Origin of the sequence: Pseudaminobacter soli (ex Li et al. 2025) (assembly GCF_003012705.1) — a bacterium.
GTDB classification, from domain to species: Bacteria; Pseudomonadota; Alphaproteobacteria; order Rhizobiales; family Rhizobiaceae; genus Pseudaminobacter; species Pseudaminobacter soli.
The window spans coordinates 368214-389354 of record NZ_PXYL01000004.1; the positions used below are offsets into that span (position 1 = coordinate 368214).

Here is a 21141-nt window from a genome sequence, read left to right on the forward strand (position 1 = left end):
TTTGCGGATGCGCCTTCTGCAAATGGACAACTGGAATGGCACTGCAGCACCGTTCAATTCGGGCCGAAACGAGAAAAATGCATTGCGATTGAGCTGGGAGCGCAGGCACTACAGCAGCACATCATGATCCCCTTCTCCCGGCAGGAAACCTGTGTCGAAAGGAGAACTTCATATGTCGAATGCCCTGACTATCATTGCGTCGGCAGCGGCGCTTGTCCTTGGCATGAATGCGACCGGAGCCAGCGCGGCGGAGCAACCTGCGGTCAAATCCATCGTCCTCGTGCATGGCGGTTTCGTTGACGGGTCCGGTTGGCAAGGCGTCTACGAACAACTCAAGAAGGATGGGTACGACGTCACCATCGTCCAAAACCCAACGATTACCCTGGCTGACGACGTTGCGGTCACGAAGCGGGCAATCGCAGCGGCTCCCGGCAAAGTGATCCTGGTCGGGCATTCCTATGGTGGCGTCGTCGTGTCTGAGGCCGGCGCCGATCCCAAGGTGGCGGGCCTGGTCTACATCGCAGCCTTTGCCCCCGATGCCGGTGAATCCGTTTCCAGCTTGATCGCCAATCCGCCGCCGGGAGCCCCGGTGCCGCCGATCCTGGCACCGGTCGATGGGTTCCTCTTCCTGGATCGGGCAAAGTTCGCCGCCTCTTTCGCCGCCGACGTTCGCCCCGATCTGGCAAAGTTCATGGCGGACTCGCAGGTTCCGTGGGGCGTGACGGCCCTGCAAGGCAAGGTCACCGCACCGGCCTGGAAGGTGAAGCCGAGCTGGTACCTCGTCGCGACCGAGGACAAGATGATTCCCCCGCCCGCGCAGCGATCAATGGCCAAGCGGGCCAAGGCCACCACGGTCGAGGCACCCGGCAGCCACGCCATCTATGTCTCTCATCCTGAGGTAGCGGCCAAGATCATCGAGCAGGCAGCTGCCGGCGTACCTGCCAATTGAGGCAACGCCCCACAGCGCCGAAACGTCTGGGCGCCACCCTTGTTGGCGCCCAGACGTTTCGGTCTTTGAACCCACAAATCTTCCTGGGAACCTACTTCCTGCCAGCAGGCGTCTTGTCGCCACGCGCCTTGTTGAAAAGATCGAACAGGTCGATCGGCAGCGGAAACACTATCGTCGACGAGCGCTCGCCCGCAATGTCGTGCAGCGCCTCGAAATAGCGCAACTGCATTGCCCGCGGCTCCTCGGCCAGCATCTTGCCGGCCTCGACCAGCTTTTGCGCGGCCTGCTGCTCGCCCTCGGCATTGATCACCTTGGCGCGGCGCAGCCGCTCGGCCTCGGCCTGTTTGGCAATCGCGCGGATCATGCTCTCGTTGAGGTCGACATGCTTGATCTCGACATTGGTCACCTTGATGCCCCAGGCGTCGGTCTGCTGGTCGAGAATTTCCTGGATGTCCGCGTTGAGCTTGTCGCGTTCGGCCAGCATCTCGTCGAGCTCATGCTTGCCGAGCACCGAGCGCACCGTCGTCTGCGCAAGCTGGCTGGTCGCGGCCATGTAGTCCTCGACCCGGATGATTGCGCGTTCGGGATCGACGATGCGGAAATAAAGCACCGCATTGACCTTCACCGAGACGTTGTCGCGCGAAATCACGTCCTGCGGCGGCACGTCCTGCACCACCACGCGAAGATCGACCCTTACCATCTGCTGGACGAAGGGAATGAGGATGATCAACCCCGGCCCCTTCACACCCGTGAAGCGGCCGAGCGTGAAGACGATGCCACGCTCATATTCCCTCAGGATGCGGATGGTGGCGGAGAGGAACAGGGCAATGACTGCAGCAAGTGCCAGGTAGGTCACATAGACAATCATCATCGCGACGCTCCATTGCTTATTTGTGGTGCCGGCCGGCGTCGGACCGTCAGGACGAGATCCTTGACGCCCACCACCTCGGCGCTGTCTCCGGGCGCGAGAGGCTCGTCGGCTTTCGCGCGCCAGCGCTCTCCCTGTGCAAACACATGGCCCTCATCGCCCGACCAGTCGATGATCTCGACCGGCAACCCGTTCATCGCCTGCGCTCCGACGCGCGAAGGTCTTCTGCGCGCCGCCCACAGATAGCTGCCCGACAGCAAAGCCAAGCCGAGCGTCAAGGCGGCGGCGATGCCGACGACGAACCAGGACAGCTCGAATCCCGGCCCCCTCACCCTGAGCAGCATGGCAGCCCCCAGGAGGAACGCTGCGACACCGCCGAGGCCAAGCACGACGGTGGGGTTGAAGGCCTCCATGACAAGGAAGGCGATGCCGAGCAGCATCAGCGCCAGGCCGGCAAAGTTGATCGGCAGAAGATCGAGCGCGTAGAGCGCAAGCAACAGGGCCAATGTGCCGATGACACCGGGCGCCACCATGCCGGGGCTCGAAAACTCGAAGACCAGACCGTAGACGCCCACCAGCAACAGGATGATCGCGACATTCGGATCGGTAATGATGGACAAGAGCCGGATCAGTCCGCCGGCTTCCAGTGTCTCGACCGTCAGGTCCTTGGTCGCCAGCACGTCCTTCCTGCCGGCCACTTCGACCGTACGGCCGTTTGCCTGTTGCAGCAGATCGGCAGGATCCCGGGCGATGATCTCGATGACATGCTGCTGCAGTGCGGCGGTGGCAGAGAGGCTGGCCGCCTCACGCACCGCCTTTTCCGCCCAGTCGGCATTGCGCCCGCGCAGTTCGGCCAGCGAGCGGATGAAGGCAACCGCATCATTGGTCACCTTGGCCATCATCGCATCCCCCGGCGGGTGGGTTCCGGTCGCGTTCTTCTGGTCTCCGCCTTCGCCGCTCTTGTTGTCGCCGCCGCCGGGCAAGGGTGACGGCGACCCGCCAAGTTCGACCGGCGTGGCCGCACCCAGATTTGTGCCCGGTGCCATGGCCGCCAGATGGGTTGCATAGAGGATATAGGTGCCGGCACTTGCCGCATGGGCGCCCGATGGCGCGACATAGCCGATGACGGGAATGGGCGACGCCAGGATATCGGCGATCATCTCGCGCATGGAGGTAGCCAGCCCGCCCGGCGTGTTCATCTCGAGGATGACCACCTCGGCGTTGCGCTCCACCGCTGTAGCCAGACCTTCCTTTAGCTGCCGTGCGCTGGCCGGGCCGATGGCCCCGTCGACATCGATGATTAGCACCAGCTTTGCCCGTTCACTCGCCTCTCCGGCTGAGGACAGGGGAGCGAAGGCTGCGGTCACGAGCGCCGCAGCAAGAAGGGCCATACGCGCGATTTTCACGCTAAAAGCTCCATATACAAAGATATGGGCTCGATTTTGCGCAATTCCATGTGACGCCGTTGGCCTGGCTAGAGCGGGCCAATAAGCCTCGTTACGTTTTCACCGCGACAAGGAGCCGGCTTCGGATCGCCTGGCGACCGGAACAATACGTCAGGATCAGGAAGTTTGGTGCGGTCGCGTCATGACATGACGTATGTGCCGGACCAGTTCGCGTGCAGCCGGGCTCAGCGGACGACCCGGCACATGCAGCGTGATGGCAAAAGCGGGCAGATCCGGGAGGCCCGCTGTAGGGCCCAGGATTTCGAGGTCAGGCGGTATCGTCGAGGACAGCCAGGCCGATACCGCGAGATCCGCCCGGACCGTGGCGATGGTCGCGTCGAGAGTGCCGTTCTCGAAGACCGTTCGCCATTCTCTGCCCTGCTGCTCAAGCGCGCCCAATACTGCCGGCTTGAATGCGCATGTCTCCGCCACGAGCGAGACTGGCAGCGGATTCTTCGAATGCGCCATCCCGCCTTTGGCTCCGGCCCAGACCAGGCGGTCGACGGCAAGACATTCACCCTGAGGACTGGCGGCCGGCTCTTCGAGAACGCCGAAATCGAGCTCGCCGCGGGCAACATTTCGGGCAAGAGTTTCCGATGCCTCACAGACCAGCGAAAGTTCCACCTGCGGGCATTCCTGCGTGAAAGCCTTGAGCGCCGGGGCAATCAAGGTGCCCACAAGGTCGTAAGGCACGCCGAAACGCACAATGCCATTGATCGCGCCGCCCTGAATGTCGGTCCAGATCTCGTCATTGAGCGCGAGCAGGCGGGCCGCCTTGTCGCGCAACCGTTCACCGAGTGGCGTCAGGCGCAGGCCGCGTCGCTCGCGAAAGAAGAGTGGAGCTCCGGCAAGCGCTTCGAGCCTGGCGACCTGCTGGCTGACAGCTCCTTGCGTCAGATGCAGGATCTGACTTGCCGCCGTCATGCTGCGTTGTTCGGCCACCGCGGTGAAGGCGCGCAGAAGAGCGATATCGATGTTTCTGACCATCCTTGCATTATGAATGCTAATTCTAGCGATTACCAACTTTAGATTTTGTATTGGCAAGCCGAGCGCTATCAGCCTTTCCGAAGGAGAGGCCGATGTCGTTGGAAACGCTTACCCCACTATGTCTGTTCGCCCTGGTGTCCACCGCCAGCCCGGGCGGTGCCACTACCCTTGCCACCGCGTCGGGAGCGAGCTTCGGCTTGCGCGGATCGGCGCCGCTGATTGCCGGCATCGCCTTCGGTCTTGCCACCATGGCAGGGGCAGCAGCCATGGGACTTGCGGGCATTCTGCTCGCGATCCCGTCATTGCAGCTCGCCATGAAGGCGATAGGTTCGATCTACCTGTTGTGGCTGGCGTGGCAGATCGCGGGACGCGGGCCTCCTCACCTTGCGCAGGCACAGGCCAGTCCCATCGGCTTCATTGCTGGCGTTTGGATGCTTTGGCACAATCCGAAGGGCTGGGCGATGACGGTCAGCGCCGCGGCCTCGTTTGCTTCGCTGGCGGATGAGCCCGTTCAACTGGGACTGTTGCTCGCAGCGACATTCGGCATTTTCGCGATCATCTCGCTGTCCACCTGGTGCATTACCGGGCTGTTGCTCGCTCGGCTTTTGCGAACTGATGGGCAATGGTGGGCACTCAACATCTCGCTGGCGACCCTGCTTGCGGCATCCGTCGTGCCTATCTGGATTTGAGCGCCGTGGGGTGAGGTCACTCCACGCGACTATCGGCGCCCACATCGCGCTTAGCGAAACAAAAAAGGCAGCACCTGGCCGCCCCTTCGCATATTCCAACGGGTCTATGAACCGCTGCTCCCTATGGCGCTGTCACGGGAACGCGCCTCCGTCGCCGGCCATTGGTGACCTCTATGACGCCCTTGATATGGCGACCCGCCGGCTTGAGCCCGCCATGGAAGAGGATCGCGTTGAAATATACAAAGGGGACCGCGATCGCCATTGTTCGCAAGGGATAGTCGACGACAGAATGGATCAGCACGAACAGCACGCCCAGGAACGCGGCTTTGTGGAAATGACTGTGCCGCATGCGTAGGAGCTGCCTGCCGATCATCGCAACATATCCCGCGATCAGCAGCCCCGCCATCACGCCGCCCTCGAAGATCAGCTGCAGATAGTCGTTGTGGGCGTGGTTGGCGTAGCGCTCAGAAATGGTCGAAGGGTCTTCGTAGGCCTGGTAGGCCGCCGGAAAATTCCCGTAGCCAACGCCCAGGGCCCAGTTCTGTTTGATCCCCTGTAACGTGGTCGCGGCGAGTTGCGCGCGCGTCGCATCGGTGAAGTCGCGCGCCTCGAGCACGAACCAGGTTCCCATGCCGTAGATGCCAGCAACCGCCGCCAAGACCACCAGGCTGCCCACGCCTGCACGCGACCGCGAAGCAAAGAAGGCGACGGACAACACCAATGCCAGCAGCCCGATTACGGCGCCAGCACGTGATCCGGTAGCCAGCAGATCGAGCAACAGCAGGATGATCGAGGCAACCGCCCACGGGCGCATGCGGGTGAACGTCGCCAGATAAAGCAGAAAGGGCAGCACCTCATAAAGCAGCGACGCGAAATGGTTGCGGTTGGCGAAGAAGCCGGCGGTGACCGTATAGGGGAGCAAGCCTTCGACCGTCACCCTCGCGGAGGCCGAGTATTGGATAAACCCGGCGACGGCATTGCACGCAACGCCGGCGAGCAGGAACGGCAGCAGGGCATGAAGTTGCGGACCCGGCAGGCGCAGCAGGGCAAACAGCAGAATGACCAGCACCGCAACATAGAGCAGCGATTCAAGCGTGCGTCCGAGTCCGAGGCTGATGAATTCGAGAGTTCCAGCCGTCAGCCGGCCACTCGAAAACGCCTCGCTACGCAACGGTCGGACCAGAGCATCCGACACAGGCAGCATCTGGACGATGATTGCCGCAAGAACCAGGCCGCACAGCCAGAATATCCGGACATCCACCGCCTCGCCAGAGCGCGCAGCCAGGATCGGCGTGGCCGCCAACAGGATGAACAGCTGGAGCAGAGCGTCGGTCCAGAGCCCTGACGCTGCGCCTCCACCCAGCAGGGCCGCCGCGATGAAGGCAAGCCCCAGCAGGTATTTCGGCCATTCACCTTTCAGCTTCAGCAAGGTCCTCTTTCTCTATCCGCAGAGAATGAAAGCGCACCTGCCCCGAATAGCGGTTCTGCCAGCTTTCGGAGATCACATCGGTTGCGAGACCGATCTGCTGCAGGGCGCAGCCGTCGACCACGAAGCTGGCCTCGAAATTCTGATCCCGATAGCTGCCTTCAGGGACAGGGAGGCGGAGCAGTTCTCTTTTCGGGTTCAGGCAGCCGACACGCCAGTAAAGAGAGCGCGGAGCCCGCAGGTTGGAAGCATCGACCTTGGCAAGGAGCCGGTAGCGGCCGGGTGACAGGAGCAGGGTCTGGCGCAGCACGATATCCCTGGCCGGCGCATTGAGAAATCGAACCGTCGCCCCGGCAAGGGGCGCTTCGTCGGTCAGGCTGATTTCGGCAGCACGGGTATTGCGATACTGCCAGGCGAACGGGCTCGTAGCCGAGGCGGGCTGGAAAGATGCGTTGTAGACGAAGCCGCCTTGGTCGTGCTCTCCTGGTGGCAGCGTGAAGCGAAACAGACGATAGGCTTCCTCGTAGCGTTTTGCCGCGATGAACCCGCGGCTTACGGCCTCGATCTCGCTCCGCTCCGGCGGGTGGTCGGAATCGGCGAGGTCCAGCAGCAACCGATATGCGATGCCCAGCCCCTCTTCTTGGCGTGCCAGAGCGTACAGGATCCGGCCTCGCCACGGCGCGCCCTCGCGCATGGGCTCGACCATGGCCTCATAGGCGCCGTGGTCTGACAGCAGCCGCGGCAACAGGGACGTCCAGGCGCCGGCACGCTTTGGCCATCGCCGCAACAAGACATCGATATGCCCGACCGCGCCGGCATAGTCGCCAGTGTCGATGGCGCGCACCATCAGGTGCTGCAGCGCATCGATTTCGGTGCGGGAAAGCAGGTGCGCTTGTCGAAAAAGACGATCCGCCTCTTCCTTTTTGCCCATTCGCAGGCGCACCTCCCCCAACAGGCTGTGGAAACGGGAATCGACAGGGCTGATCGCAAGGCCGCTGGTGGCCATGCGCAGCAGCTTTTGAAGATCGGGATCGTTGTCGTTGAGCGCGTCCGTCAGTGCGTTGACGCGCGCCTGCGCGTTGAGCGGGTTGAGCCGGAGAGCGGCTTCAGGCGCAGTTTTCTCAATCGACCGGCTTAAGCCGTTGAATGAGACGACTGACAGAACTGCGAGCGATATGGCCCAGACGATCCAGGAACGTGCGGTTCCTCTCAGCGTGGCTACCCGTTCCACCCTGCCCCTCCAGCTTCGGAAGTTCGTGACCATACTGATAGTAGTAATAGTTCATGTACCGGTACGCGTAGTTGTAGTCGAAAGTCCCGGCGCTGAACCTGGCCAGGCAAGCGCCAATGACGTTGCCGCCAGCGGCTCGGAGCCGCTTCAGCGCCGATTTCGCGGACTTGCGCGACACATTGTTCGCCGACACCAGAAGTAGCGTGGCTTGCGCGATCCGGCTGAGGATCGGCGCGTCGGAGAGGCCAACAACCGGCGGGCTGTCGATAATGACGAGATCGAACCGGCCGGCGAAATACTCGACCAGAAGTGCCATCTTGGCGGACGACAGCAGATCGGCCGGATTGGGGGGGATGGTGCCTGAGGTCACCACCCAGATATTGCTTTCCCTGGTTTTCCTGATGGTACGCGGCAGATCTTCGCGCGGCACCGAATTCGTCAGGATGTTGCTCAGGCCCAGCGTGTTGTCGAGGCCGAAGAGCCGGTGCATGCTGGGCTTGCGAAGGTCGCCATCGATGATCAGCACCTTCTTGCCAATCACGCCGAAATCGAGCGCAATCTTGTAGGCGCTGGTCGACTTGGTTTCCGACGGCTCGGAACTGGTGATCACCAGTGTCCTCGGCATGCCCTCCGCGCCCGAGAACTGGATCGAGGTCCTGAGGCTGCGATAGGCTTTCGACAGGCCCGATTTTTGGTCCGCAAGGCTCGCTTCCAGGTCTTCGGCATCGACCTTCGGAAGAATACCCAGCACGGAAAGGCCAAGCTCCTTCTCGATCTGCTCGGGATTGACGAAACTGTTGTTGAGCAGTTCGAGCAGATAGATGATCGCCGCGCTCAGCGCCATGAACAGGGTAAGCGCTATGGCGAGGTTGATCGAAAGCCGCGGGGCCACCGGCACCTTCGAAAGAACGGCCAGATCGACGATCGTGGCGTTCTGGGATTTGAGCTCCGACCCGACACCGATCGTATTCAGCTTGGTTATCAGCGTTTCGTATTGCGAGCGGTTGGAGTCGACCTCGCGCTTGAGGATCGTGTACTGAATGTTCTTGTCCTCATAGGCGATCAGCCCCTGCTCCAGCTCGGCAAGCTTCGCTCGTAGCTCGCCCTCGCGCTTCACCGCCTCGTCGCGCTTCTTTCTTATGCCGTCGAGTATGACGGCGACACCGTCGGCATACTGCCGCTCCAGTTCGCCGATGCGCGTCTGAAGCTGGCGCATCTCGGGGAAGCCGGGTTTGAAGGTGGTCAGTTTCTGCTGGTACTCGGCTTTGAGCTGGGCAGTTTCGGTGCGCAGTTTCTGCAGCGGTTCGCTGGCCAGCACCTGTTCGAGGCTGTCGCCGCGGCCAAGCTCGATCTGGCTGACGAGCACATTTCTCTCGAGCCGATCCTCCATCGCCTTGGCGAGTGCGGTGTTGATGGCTTCGATATTGGAGGCGATGAGCGATCGTTCGCTGCCTGTGACGGTGATGCCCGCCTTGCGCGCATAATCGACCAGCGCCTGTTCCGAAGCCTGCAGCTTCACCTTGACCTGCAGCACCTGCTCCTGGATGAACTGGCGCGCGAGCTCCGAGGTCTCGCCGGTCTGATCCACACGTTGATCGATGAAGCTCTGGGTAATCTGGTTGGCGACGTCGCGAGCATATTCGGGCTTCTGGTCGCGGAAGGCGATTGTCAGCAGGCTGGTGTTGGGGACCAGGTTGACGGACATCGCGCCAAGCACGCGCTCTACGGCTATCCGCTTGCGCTCTTCGGAAGTGAGCAGATCGGGTTCCGAAACGAGTTTCAACCCGAAGGCGCGTCTGGCCAGGTTCCAGGGCGAAAAGCTGGGCGCGGGATAAAGGAAGTCTCGCTTGTCGGCGAGGCCAAGCTGGTAGACGACGCGCTCGGCTATGGCGCGGCTCATGATCTTTTCGCGCGCGGTCAGGAACGCCCGCTGGTCGGACGTTTCCGACACCACCTCGATATCCTGGAAAACGCGCGCCGACGGCGTCACCACCTCCAGACGGGCTGACGACTGGTAGATGGGCGTCTGCATCATGGTCACGACGAAGCCGCCGACCAGCGCAAAGAGCACCATGAAAGCGATCAGCCATCGATGCCGTACGACAATCGACAGAAGCTTGAGTGGATCGAGCAGGCCTTCGCGTTCGGGCTTGTCATCGCCATAGGGATGGTAATCGAATTGCTGGTAGGACTGCACATCGCCGTAAGGCGGAAGCGATCCGTAATTGGGCAGCGGATAGGAGCGATCCAGCATATACTAACCTTTTGAAATTGCTTTAAGGCACAAGGACCGCGAGGCGGCCGACAGACGTGGCCACGCCGAGCGCTTCCTTGAGGCTTTGCATCACCACGCGCGACTGAGAGGCAAAGACGACAACCACGTCCCCTCCATAGACCGGTGGGTTGCGGCCGCTGCCCTGTCGAATGTCATCGACCTTGTAATTGGCGACGTAGTTGACATCGCCCACCCGGCGAAAAACGTAGACTTTCGACGGATCAGCCACCCCGGTGAACCCTCCCGCCAGCGCAACCGCATCGAGCAGCGAGGCGCCGGGTGGAAGCGGAAAGACGCCGGAACGCCTCACCTCGCCGTCCACGGTCACCCGACGCGCGGCGGATTCCTTGACGAAGACCGACACGTTCGGCGACTGAAGATAGTTGGCCGCATAGGCGGTCTCGATGTCGCCTTGCAGCATCTGGACGGACTTTCCCGAGGCCTGCACCGCCCCGATCAGGGGCAACGAGATATAGCCGCGATCATCGACCTGAACCGTGCGCGCCAGATCCGGCACCTGAAAGACCGATATATCGAGCACATCCGAATTCGCCACTGGCTGCGCCACGCCGCTCGTCACCGCCAGAGGCGGCGGAAGCTCGGCAACCATTTTCAGTCCGCGGTCGCGGGAGCTAGCGGCAACGCTGCTCAATGCCATAAGCTCTGCCGGGGTTTCGCGCGACGTGCCGGGCGTGGCGCTGCACCCCCAGATCGCGAACAGGCAGGAAGCCATAGCGGCCGCAGCGCCCAGCTTGCACTTCATGTTAGGCACTCCTGATCCATTCAAAGAGCCGGCTAAACGGCCGAATTTCGCCGGCAGGTTGCGATGTTGGAAATTTTGCCGCTCGGCTCGAGGCGAGGTGCGGGGCAACTGGCAGATCGCGCAGAATGCGCATCGGCTTTTGGATCACGAGATCCTCGGCCAGCTCTCGCCCATGACGAGCCGCCACGATCTCCCGCGCCTTCGACAGGCCCGGCGCCCTTGCCCGCAGATTGTGAGCGTCGCTTGCGATGATGTCCACGCGGCCGTCGTCCAGCATGCGGTCGGCCAGGTATTGCGCCGTACGTCCAAAGCAGCCTGTCAGGGAGCCGGCCGTGATCTGTATCAGACAGCCGGCCGCGTTGATCCTGTCGACGACGTCATAGTGCGTGCGTGTCCACGCCAGCCGCTCCGGATGGGTCATTATCGGCACGAAACCCGCGCCAATCAGGCTTGCGATCAGATTTTCGAGCTGTGGCGGCAGCACCTGATGCGGCGGCTCGAGCAGAAAATAGCGCGAGCCGTTGAGTGTTGGGATGGTGCCGTCACCGAGCTTTTTGGGCAGATCGGGCGCGATGTGCACGTCTGCGCCCACCACGAGCGTCAGATCGATGTCGGCCTCGCCAAGCGCCTGGCGCAACGAGGCGACGCGAGCCTCGATCCCGGTCGCATCATTGCTGTAGAGGCCCGGCAATATGTGCGGCGTGCATGCCATGACACGCACCCCGTCGTCGACGGCTCGCCGGGCCATGGTGAGCGCCATCTCCAGATCGGCGGCGCCGTCGTCACATCCGGGAAGAAGGTGAGAATGAAGATCGATCATGGTCGGCGTATTGCCAGTTATGTCGTCGTCACGGGCAGCCCTTCACGGAAGGGTCGCGCCAGGAAGGACGGGCATGCTTCCATGCCCACCTGCAATTTCCATCAATATCGATTGGTCCGAAAACCTCAGGGGCTGAGGGGCTTGGTGTCATCCCCCGTCGACGTCGCAAGGGCCGCGCCGATCCCTAGCGCCACTGCCGCACCACCAACGATCAAGGCAGTCCCGTTACCCGCTCCGACCACGCCGCTCGGATCCGTTTCGCTGAGCACGACGCAAAGCCGTTCACCCTCCGTCGTGAATGTGGCCTGCATCCGCGGCTTGAGGTCCAACCTGTGCTGCCCCACCGCGAGCGATGCACGGCTGACCGGCCCGGTCTCAACCGCGCCGCCCAATGCGATAGGCGTGCCAACGGAGGCTGGCGCCCAGCCCTGATTGGGGCCCAAGACATTCACCTGCCCTCTGGCGGACGCAACGGTCCCGGCCGCTTGGTGGTTGCGCACACTGGATAGAGGCAGGCGAAGAGCGCAGTCCTTCGCGTAGGCGCTGGTGCCAATGCTCGCGGCGAGGCCTAAGCCCATGACGACAGCGGCGATCGTCCTGATCTTCCGATGATTGATCAGCCGGAGCGCGGCCGAATTTCGATGAATCCCGTTCATGTTTGATCTCGTTTGTTGACTCTACAGAGGGCACTTTCGCTACCGCCTTTCGGAACGGACACCGTTGGCCCTCGATGACTGACCGGCCCAAAACCAGCCGCGGCTGTAGGCCGAACTGACACGCGTGCGCGTCAAAGGCTCACGGTGGACCGTGGGCGCTGCGGATCATGTCTTGACGATCTTCTTGGAACGATGGCCGCGCCTGCCGAGCGCGTTGCGCGTGTCCACGATCAGCGAGGCGTGCCGGTGAAGCAGGTCGTAGTCGATAGCGTCGTGATCGGTCGCGATCAGCACCGCGTGATAGGCGGCAACCGCGTCGGGCCTCAATTCGACGGATCGGCGGCCGGCGAGTGCTGCGTGTTCGCGCGTCAGGGGCACTTCGGGGACGTGGGGATCGTGATAGTCGACCCGTGTGCCCCGCCGCTCCAGCAATTCGATCAGGGAGAAAGACGGGCTTTCGCGGATATCGGAGACGTTCTTCTTGTAGGCGAGCCCGACCACAAGAACCCTGGCCGACCCAAGCGACCGGCAGTGATGGACGTCGAGCGCACGCTCCAGATTGCCCATGACATAGCGCGGGATCGAGATGTTGATCTCGCCGGCAAGCTCGATGAAGCGCGTCGGCAGGCCATATTCCCGCGACTTCCATGTCAGGTAAAAGGGGTCGATCGGAATGCAGTGACCGCCGAGCCCGGGACCGGGGTAGAAAGGCATGAAGCCGAACGGCTTCGTCGAAGCGGCGTCGATCACTTCCCAGACGTCGATCCCCATCGCGTCGTAGATGATCTTCAACTCGTTGACGAGCGCGATATTGACGGCGCGGAACACGTTCTCGGTGATCTTGACGGCCTCGGCTGTCGACGGCGAAGAGACCGTGACGACGCGCTCCACCACCGCGCCATAGAAAGCTTCGGCCAGTGCACACGCCTCGGGACCATCGCCGGCGACAACCTTGGGAATGGTGACAGTGCGAAAGCTGGCATTGCCGGGGTCCTCGCGCTCAGGCGAGAAGGCGAGGAAGAAGTCACGGCCGCTCTTCAGTCCTCCTGCCTCGAGGATCGGCTTCACCACCTCCTCGGTCGTGCCTGGATAGGTGGTGGACTCCAGCACCACCAGCTGCCCTTCGCGCAGGTGCGTGGCAATGGTCCTGGCAGTGTCGACGACATATTGCAGGTCGGGTTCGCGCTGCCTCGACAACGGGGTGGGCACACAGATGACAATGACGTCGCACTCTGCCAGTTCGGCAAAGTTGCTGGTGGGGCGGAACGTGCCAGCCGCCACATAGGCGCCAAGGTCCCTCGAGGGGACGGCGTCGATGTAGGACGTGCCGGCGTTGAGGTGCGCCACCTTTTCAACATCGATGTCCAATCCGAGCGTGCGAAACCCTCCGCGCGCAGCCGCCATCGCCAGTGGGAGACCGACATAGCCCAGACCGATGACACCGACCACGGCCTTGCGATAGCTGATCCTCGCGGCCGCCCGCGCGGCCACGTCCGTCTCATTCGTCATATGAGCGTTTCCTGTATCGTCTTGCCTGGTTCGTCGGCCTGCCGTTGCGCACCGACATCTGCAAACAATGAGCCTTCGATCAGATGGAGCATGCGATCTGCGAGATGAACTCGATCGAACTTCCGAGCCACTTCAACGCCGTTGGCACCGAGCTCCTTGGCGAGTTGCCTGTCGCGCGACAGCGTGATCAGCCTGTCGCGAAGCTGCTCGGCATTTTCGGGCTCGAAGGTGAGCCCCACCCTTCCGTCTTCGACGATCTCGGCCGACTCGCCCGGCACCCCGTGCAGGATGGGAATGCCCATGGCCATGCATTCGAACAGCTTCGAGGGGATTACGGTCGTGAAGAGATCGGTACGGCGAAGATGGATCACCGACACATCGAGCAGCGACCAGTAGCGGACCACGTCGGCCTTGGGCACGGTATCGAGGAAGGTGACGTTCGCAAGCTTCAGCTCCGCCGCACGCGCCGTCAGCGCCGTCTTCGATGCACCATCGCCGAGGAAAAGCAGGTGGATATCGTGCTGCCCTTCTTCCTGCAGCATGCGCGCCGCGTCCAGCAGCGTCTCCAACCCGTGCGCCAGGCCGTGGGTGCCGATATAGCCGGCGACGAATTTGCCGGTCAGCCCGAGCTTCTCCGCCAGTTCGCCTTCCTTGTCGCGGGGCCGGAACAGCGACAGGTCGGCTCCATTGGTGACGACGTGGATCTTGCCCGGCTCTATGCCCATGGCCGTCAGATTCCGTTTGAACGCGTTCGTAACCGAGATGATGGCCGCGGCCTTGCGGTAGAGGAAGAGTTCGAGCTTCTCCAACCAGTCGAGCATCCAGGACTGCTTGAGTGCACCCACGGCGCGGATCGATTCAGGCCACAGGTCGCGAAGCTCGAAGATGAATGGGGCCCGGCGTAGCCGGCTCGCGAGATAGCCGGCACAGGCGGTGAAGAACTGCGGCGAGGTGGCGATCACGACGTCGGGCCGGCGAACGCGCAGGCTGGCCAGCGTGGCGGTGACCATGAAGCTCACATAGTCGAGCGTGCGTCGCGCAAAGCCTTCATTGGCCGCGATGTAGCTCCAGACGCGGACGACCTCGATGCCATCCATGATCTCGCGGGCCAGCAATTTGTTGCGGTAACCTTCGAACACCCGCCCTTGCGGGAAATTCGGCGCACAGGTGATGACCGTGACCCGATGCCCCGCCTTCACCCATTCGCGGCAATGCTCGAAGGTGCGGCTGGCGGGCGCGTTCACCTCCGGCGGGAAATTGTCGGTCAGGAAGAGGATGTGCATCAGGCTTTCTCCGCCCAGGAGAACTCAATGACGCTCTCGCCGGCCGACAGCTTGAGCAGGAGTCGTCGGGCAGGCAGGCTTGCGCCGAATTCGGGATGCCATGTGGAAGGCTCTATTGTCGCCGTTCCCTTTGCGACGGACCAACGCAGCACGGTGTCGTGTGCGACGGAAGAGTTCCGGTTGAACCATCGGCAGAGGCCGAGAGGGTACAGGCCGGATGGAAATGGAACGCGGCGACCGCCCGGCCGTGGCCACCCTCGACCTTGTCGCTGACAATGAGAGTGTCACCGCCGAAGTACCAGCTGCGCCGATGGCAGGGCCGGCCCGAAAGCCGCCGATAACCGTCATGGCTGCATGCGACGATGCTGAATTCGTCGTGCATCGTAACGAAAAGCCCTTCGGGACACGCGCGGCGCGCAACGCGGAAGCCCGACCAGACCTCGGAGGAATTCTCGCCGTCGATCTCGACCGTGTTGTGCCCAGCCGTGCCGCGCTGGCGAAGGCGCTCCGGTCCATTGCCGTAGACGGAGGTGCCGGAATTGACGATCACCCGCCGCCCGTTCACCGACAGTTCGAAGGACAACGTGTCCGCGTGCGCGTGGCCCGGAAGATAGTCCGGACCGACGCGCCCGACATCGAGGAGCGCGACTGCCCGATCATCGCCGAGTCGAACGTAGCCGCTGTCTTGAAGCCATCGCAACGACGCAGCGGCCGCCGGCACAAAGCGAAGCCTCCCGGCATAGGCCTCAAGTTCCGCCGGCGAAGGCGCGATCCCGAGTGCTGCATCGTTGAAGAAGCCGATCTCGCCATCTGGATGGGACATCGCGGCAAGCCAGCTTCGCATCGCCGCTATCTTCCCTTCCCACAGGTCGGGCACCGATAGCCCGGCCGCGCGCATCACATTGACGAGGTCCAACAGGTCCTCAAGCGCCAGCGCGTGATACATGGTGCTGAGTTCGAAATGCCCCCCGTCTTCCAGGATCTGCTCCGGCACTTCCCGTGCGAGAATGCTGAGGCCAAGATCGAGCCAAGCCCCAGCCTCTTCGCCTGCGAAGAAACATCCGGCGAAGACCAGCGCCTTGGCGTTGGCGAAAAGGTGATTGCCGAGCAGATGGCGTTCGAGCCGGCGTACGAGCCAGCGCGCCTGAATGGCAAGGCTCGCAACGGTCTCGGGTGAAAGCGCGTTGCCGGCGAGCGCCCACTTGATCCAGTTCACGATGCGCAGCGAGGTGGGATATGGCTCCCAGCCAGTACCCTTGCCCGGAGGATTCTGGTCGGTCCATCTTGCGATCAGTGCCCGGTGCCAATCCGTGCGCCGCTCCGCCTCTTCGGCGTTGAGGTCGTCGAAATAGTGCAAGTTGTAGAGCCAGAGTTTCGCGACTGCGGGATCGTCCCAGCCACTCTGCGAAAGTGACCGCGTCTCGTTGAGGAAGCGGAATTCGTCCGGCCCAATCTGGCTCTGGCCCCTGCGCGCAGGCGAAACCCACCCATTATGCTGCCGCAACCCAGGCTGAGGGCGAAGGTCCGGCCTCGGCCGAGCCGCGTGGAACCATAGCCGGCCATAGATCTGCACCGGCCGCAGATGGCGGACGGTGCCCGCGTAAAGACGCAAGCTGGCAGGCAAAGCGCTCACGCCTGAAGTATTCTCTCCAACACAGCGACGATCCGCTCGGCTGCCCTGCCATCCCACTTCTCCGGGATGGCGCCCTTTTTCCAGCGACCCGCAAACAGGCGATCGAGTGCCGGAGCGAGCGCAGCCGGGTCCGTGCCGAGGATCTCGTTGGTGCCGACGCTAACGGTCTCGGGACGCTCGGTGGTGTCGCGCAGCGTCATGCACGGCACGCCCATCACCGTCGCCTCCTCTGTGATGCCGCCTGAATCGGTGATGACAGCCTTGGCGTGGCGGACAAGATGGTTGAATTCCAGATAGGGCTGCGGTTCGACAAAGCGGATCGACTGCGGCAGGCCGGGAATGGCTTCCAGCATCTTCGCCGTGCGCGGGTGGACCGGAAACACCACCGGCAAGCCGCGCGTCCCCTCGCCGATCGCCTTGAGCAGGGCCTCGAAGGGCGCCGCCGTATCGACATTGGACGGCCGGTGCAGTGTCAGCACGAAATAGCCACCCGAAGAAAGACCCATCTCGTCCCAGAACGGCGGCGGACGCAGGCGATCGAGATTGGCAAGAAGCGTGTCGATCATCGTATTGCCTACGAAGAAGATGCGCTCGCCCCCCACGTCCTCGCGCTTGAGGTTCTCGCCTGCCCAAAGGCTGGTGGTGAAGAACCAGTTGGTGATGGCGTCGGTGACGATGCGATTGACTTCTTCGGGCATCGCCCAGTCGCCAGAGCGGATGCCGGCCTCGACATGGGCCACCGGGACTTTCAGCTTCTGCGCCGCAATGGCGCAGGCCATGGTGGAGGTGACGTCGCCAACGACGAGGCAGGCCTGGCTCGGGCTTTCCAGAAGCAGCCTCTCATAGCGAACCATGATCGCGGCCGTCTGCTCGGCCTGCGTGCCCGAGCCCGCCTCCAGGTTGACGTTCGGCTCGGGGATGCCGAGTTGGACGAAGAAATCGCCAGACATGCGGGCGTCGTAGTGCTGGCCGGTATGGATCAGGCGGTACCGCAGGCGACCGCCCATGGCCTTGCGTGCATCCAGCGCCCGAATGATCGGTGCGACCTTCATGAAGTTCGGCCTCGCCCCGGCGATGATGTCGACCAGCGGCCCCGCTACCCGGCTCACGCCCGGCAAGTCTCCGCGATCTCTATTGCCGTCCTGCCAACCTCCAGCAACTCGCCAAAGGGGATCGGCGACGCGCCGCCTGTCCCGAGCGCTCGGACAAAGGCCTCTGCACATGCCTTGTGCCCCTTGTCCTGCCGCCACAGATTGAGCCGGCTGAAGCCCGGCCAGCCAAAACCCTGCAGGCGGCGGAAATTGTCCAGCTGGAGAATGCGACCACCGGAAAACACCTCCAGCCGCTCCTTGGGAAAGGCCTTGCTGCCATTGGCAAAGTAATGGATGGCGCCGACCGATCCGTCGGCGAAGGAGAGTGTGATCGTCGCCGTATCGCCGGTTTCCGCCTTCATGAAAGCAGCATGATGCGAGATGATCGGCGCACCGGCGAGAAAGCGCAGCAGGTCGACGAAATGGCAGGCCTCGCCGACAATCCGCCCTCCCCCCACTTGCTGGTCCTGTGTCCAGTGATCGGCGGGAATTGCCCCCGCATTGACCGTCATGACGAAAGACTTGGCGCGGGGAACACCGTCGAGCAGGCTTTTTATCTTCTGCACCTGCGGCGCAAAGCGGCGGTTGAAGCCGACCATGACGATTGGCGCAAAACCCGCCTCGACTGCGTGGCTCCGCGCGGCCTCGATAGCCCCAATTTCGCCCTGCCGAAGCGCCAGCGGCTTTTCCACGAAAACATGCTTGCCTGAGCGTAGCGCGCGGCACACAAGATCGGCATGGCTCTCGTGGCGTGTTGCGATGACTATGGCATCGACGTCAGGGTCATCGAGTACCGCCGCCGCGTCTGTGGTGGTGCTCTCAAAGCCGAATTTTCGCCCGGCGTGCAGACCGCTAACCCCGGCGTTGGAGGCGATGCTCACCAGTCGCACTCCGGCAGCCTTGAAGGCCGGGATCAGCACGGCTGTCGCGTAGTTACCCGAGCCGATGAAGCCGATCGCCGACTTGCCGGCTGCCACCCTCGACATAGCAGGCGCCAAAGAAACCGTGCGGCGCATGAGCGCCTCGGACGGCACGGCTTCATCTGCCGGGTAGTTGAGCAGAATGCCGAGCGAAGGCGTCTTGCCGGTGACGAGCTCGTAGGCCTTGCCCGCCTCCGCGATAGGAAACCGATGCGAGATGAGCGGCTTCACGTCGAGGCGGCCATCGGCCAGCATATCGAGCACGGCCTCAAAGTTGCGCTGCTCGGTCCAGCGCACGAAGCCGACCGGATAATCCTGCCCCCTCTCCTCATAGTTTGGATCGTAGCGGCCAGGTCCGTAGGAGCAGGAGACCTGGAAGGTGAGCTCCTTCTCATAGAAATCGGCGCGATCAAGCTCCAGCCCGGCGACCCCGACCAGCACGATACGGCCACGCTTGCGGCTCATCAGCGCTGCCTGGTGCACGGGCTCTCTGCTGCGCGTCGATGCGGCGATCATGACGGCGTCCACGCCGCGCCCGCGGGAAAAAGCCAGTGCGGCGGGGACCGGATCGGCGCCAGTCGAAAGGTCTACCGTCTGCGCGCCGAAGCTCTCCGCCAACCTGAGCCTAGCTGGATCGAGGTCGATGGCGAGCACCCGGCAGCCATGGGCGCGCAGCAGTTGCACGGCGAGCAGCCCGATCAGGCCGAGGCCTGTGACCACCACCGCCTCGCCCAGCGTCGGCTGCGCCAGCCTGATGCCTTGCAGGGCGACGGCGCCGAGCACGGTGAAGGCAGCTTCGTCGTCGGACACGGCGTCGGGCACCTTGGCGCAGAGATTGACCGGAACGGAAACCACCTCGGCATGCCTGCCGTTGGACACCACGCGCTCGCTAGGCGTGAAGCCCGTCACTCCCGCACCGGCCTCAATCACCCGACCCACATTGCAGTAGCCGAGCGGCAGGGGCTGATCGAGCTTGTTGAAGACCGCTTCCAGTGTCGGCGCGAGGCCATCGGTGCGCACTTTGTCGATAACCTGCCGCACCTTCTCCGGCTGCTGGCGGGCCTTGCCGATCAGCCCAGCTCTGCCGAAGTCGACCAGCATGCGCTCGGTGCCCGCAGAAACCAGCGAACGCGCGGTGCGGATCAGCAACTGCCCGCGCGACGGCGCAACGCACGGCACCTGGGCGATCTCCGTCGCGCCAGTCTTCAGCGACTGGAGGATTTGTTTCATGCGGGCCGACAATCTGAAATGACGAGCTTGGCTTTGCCTCTGGCGGTCTTCTCAATGTCCTGACGTTTTTCAAACGAGATGGCGATCTCTGAGCCGACGCGCGCGCGTAGGCGCTTCTCCAGTGGCCTAACCATATCGTCGTTCCACCCTGCGCCCGGCACGTATCGAACGGTTAGGGAGCCATCCAGGCCTTGATATATCTGCGCGGCTGCGAGATTGGTGGTGGCGTGAAAAGGACCGGCAAGAGACGCTACCCGACGACCGCCCGGCAGCACGATGTAGTCCGTCAGCCGACCGTCTAACTGTTCGATAACACGTCCCCAGCGACCGCCTTGGAGCTCCATTGAGGCGGTGCGTGCAAGGTCACCCGTGCTGTAGCGCAAGAGGCCCAGCGCATTGTTGCTGAACGGTGTACCAACGATCATATGAGCGTCATCGCCTTCGGGTACGAATTCAACATAGCTGAAATCCTCGTCAACCCGCAGTAGACCGTCGGTGCCTTCTGAAATGTTGGCCACTGCCTCGGCGAGCCCGTAGTGCTGGCGTGGCGTAACACCGAAGACTTTTGCGATGACAGCTCGCTGCCACGGCAGGAAATTCTCCGAGCCAACAGTGACGTGCTCGACGGCGTAATCGAGGCGCGCGCCGACGCTCAGAAAGTGATGACAGAACATGGCGATAGCGGTGGGGTTTCCGTGAACCCATTTCGGCTTGTAGCGGTTCAAGGCTCGCACGTAATCGGAGACGGTAGCATCGGAAATGTGAAAGATACTGAATCGAATCTCGTTGCCTGCGAAATTCATGCGATAGGGTCGGGAATCCTGAGCTCGCGGCACAACTGGAAACGACGCAAAGAGTGCGCAGCGCTTGCCAATCTCGACCCCATGTCGATTGCGATAGCGCCACCAGACGGCCCACTGGTCCGGCTCAACGTTTGTCGACAGCGGCAGTGACAGGGACGTACCTGTAGTGCCGGACGTGGTCTCGATCTTATCCGATCGCAAGCGTGGGCGACGGCAAAAAGCTTCGAGGTTGGCTGCAAGATCGGCGCGCGTGATGATGGGGAGGGTTTCGAACGCTTTCAAGTCAATAAAATCGCGCCAATTCGCGCTGAGCCGCTTGAAAAAGTCCCGATAGAAAGGAGCTTCGGAAGCTCGCTCTAAGGCCTCGATCCGCTTCTGTTCGCGATACGCGATAATCCGGTCATGAGACCAGGTATCGCGTTCGCGATATTCAGCAAGGGCTTGGCGAAACTCGGCGCCCCGGCGATGACGGTTTAGCTGATAGCCACGCGCAGAAACCATCAGATTCTGAACAACGAATGGTGCTATACTGTAAAACAACAATATCCCTACCCTCCGATCGC

General features: G+C 62.6%; 17 protein-coding genes. 2 read left to right on the forward strand and 15 right to left on the reverse strand.

Going from position 1 to position 21141, the window contains the following annotated elements:
- The first annotated feature begins 172 nt into the window (after positions 1-172).
- Positions 173-949 (forward strand): alpha/beta fold hydrolase, encoded by a 777-nt coding sequence (locus tag C7I85_RS10640; RefSeq protein WP_106723933.1) that lies wholly within the window; start codon positions 173-175, stop codon positions 947-949.
- A 91-nt stretch (positions 950-1040) separates the two neighbouring features.
- Here the strand turns inward: C7I85_RS10640 and C7I85_RS10645 are convergent, their stop codons facing one another.
- The 3 genes from C7I85_RS10645 to C7I85_RS10655 all read right to left on the reverse strand — a co-directional run bounded on the left by C7I85_RS10645 (position 1041) and on the right by C7I85_RS10655 (position 4249).
- Positions 1041-1820, reverse strand: a complete 780-nt coding sequence (locus tag C7I85_RS10645) for a slipin family protein (protein WP_106723934.1) — start codon at positions 1818-1820, stop codon at positions 1041-1043.
- Positions 1817-3223 carry an NfeD family protein gene (locus tag C7I85_RS10650; protein WP_245444881.1) on the reverse strand — a complete coding sequence of 469 codons (1407 nt, stop codon included), beginning with the start codon at positions 3221-3223 and terminating at the stop codon, positions 1817-1819. Before C7I85_RS10650 ends, C7I85_RS10645 begins: the two co-directional genes overlap by 4 nt.
- A 156-nt stretch (positions 3224-3379) precedes the next feature.
- Positions 3380-4249, reverse strand: a complete 870-nt coding sequence (locus C7I85_RS10655; protein WP_106723936.1) for a LysR family transcriptional regulator — start codon at positions 4247-4249, stop codon at positions 3380-3382.
- Positions 4250-4341: 92 nt separating this feature from the next.
- On the opposite strand from C7I85_RS10655, the gene C7I85_RS10660 reads away from it, so the two are divergent.
- A complete protein-coding gene (locus C7I85_RS10660; RefSeq protein WP_106723937.1) occupies positions 4342-4938 on the forward strand; it encodes a LysE family translocator in 597 nt (198 codons plus the stop codon).
- 121 nt (positions 4939-5059) lie between these two features.
- On the opposite strand, the gene C7I85_RS10665 is transcribed toward C7I85_RS10660, so the two are convergent.
- From C7I85_RS10665 to C7I85_RS10720, 12 genes are all read right to left on the reverse strand, one after another.
- Entirely contained in the window at positions 5060-6241 is a 1182-nt protein-coding gene (locus C7I85_RS10665; RefSeq protein WP_146148849.1) for an O-antigen ligase family protein, read from the reverse strand.
- 106 nt (positions 6242-6347) lie between these two features.
- Positions 6348-7595, reverse strand: a complete 1248-nt coding sequence (locus C7I85_RS10670) for a tetratricopeptide repeat protein (RefSeq protein WP_106723939.1) — start codon at positions 7593-7595, stop codon at positions 6348-6350.
- On the reverse strand, positions 7486-9849 hold the full coding sequence (locus C7I85_RS10675) for a GumC family protein (protein ID WP_106723940.1): 2364 nt from the start codon (positions 9847-9849) through the stop codon (positions 7486-7488). The genes C7I85_RS10670 and C7I85_RS10675 overlap by 110 nt, the downstream gene beginning before the upstream one ends.
- A gap of 22 nt (positions 9850-9871) precedes the next feature.
- The gene (locus C7I85_RS10680; protein WP_106723941.1) at positions 9872-10633 is read right to left on the reverse strand and encodes a polysaccharide biosynthesis/export family protein; all 762 of its coding nucleotides are present in this window, start codon (positions 10631-10633) and stop codon (positions 9872-9874) included.
- A gap of 1 nt (position 10634) precedes the next feature.
- The gene (locus C7I85_RS10685) at positions 10635-11453 is read right to left on the reverse strand and encodes a tyrosine-protein phosphatase (protein WP_106723942.1); all 819 of its coding nucleotides are present in this window, start codon (positions 11451-11453) and stop codon (positions 10635-10637) included.
- A gap of 125 nt (positions 11454-11578) precedes the next feature.
- Entirely contained in the window at positions 11579-12109 is a 531-nt protein-coding gene (locus C7I85_RS10690; protein WP_106723943.1) for a hypothetical protein, read from the reverse strand.
- Positions 12110-12274: 165 nt separating this feature from the next.
- On the reverse strand, positions 12275-13618 hold the full coding sequence (locus C7I85_RS10695) for a nucleotide sugar dehydrogenase (protein ID WP_106723944.1): 1344 nt from the start codon (positions 13616-13618) through the stop codon (positions 12275-12277).
- Entirely contained in the window at positions 13615-14901 is a 1287-nt protein-coding gene (locus C7I85_RS10700) for a glycosyltransferase family 4 protein (protein WP_106723945.1), read from the reverse strand. Before C7I85_RS10700 ends, C7I85_RS10695 begins: the two co-directional genes overlap by 4 nt.
- A gap of 112 nt (positions 14902-15013) precedes the next feature.
- Positions 15014-16534 carry a heparinase II/III family protein gene (locus C7I85_RS10705; protein ID WP_210203031.1) on the reverse strand — a complete coding sequence of 507 codons (1521 nt, stop codon included), beginning with the start codon at positions 16532-16534 and terminating at the stop codon, positions 15014-15016.
- Complete coding sequence (wecB, locus tag C7I85_RS10710; protein WP_210203032.1) at positions 16531-17643, reverse strand: non-hydrolyzing UDP-N-acetylglucosamine 2-epimerase; 1113 nt, start codon at positions 17641-17643, stop codon at positions 16531-16533. Before wecB ends, C7I85_RS10705 begins: the two co-directional genes overlap by 4 nt.
- A complete protein-coding gene (locus C7I85_RS10715) occupies positions 17640-19775 on the reverse strand; it encodes a bi-domain-containing oxidoreductase (RefSeq protein WP_106723948.1) in 2136 nt (711 codons plus the stop codon). Before C7I85_RS10715 ends, wecB begins: the two co-directional genes overlap by 4 nt.
- The gene (locus C7I85_RS10720; protein WP_106723949.1) at positions 19772-21121 is read right to left on the reverse strand and encodes a hypothetical protein; all 1350 of its coding nucleotides are present in this window, start codon (positions 21119-21121) and stop codon (positions 19772-19774) included. Before C7I85_RS10720 ends, C7I85_RS10715 begins: the two co-directional genes overlap by 4 nt.
- Positions 21122-21141: the final 20 nt, after the last annotated feature.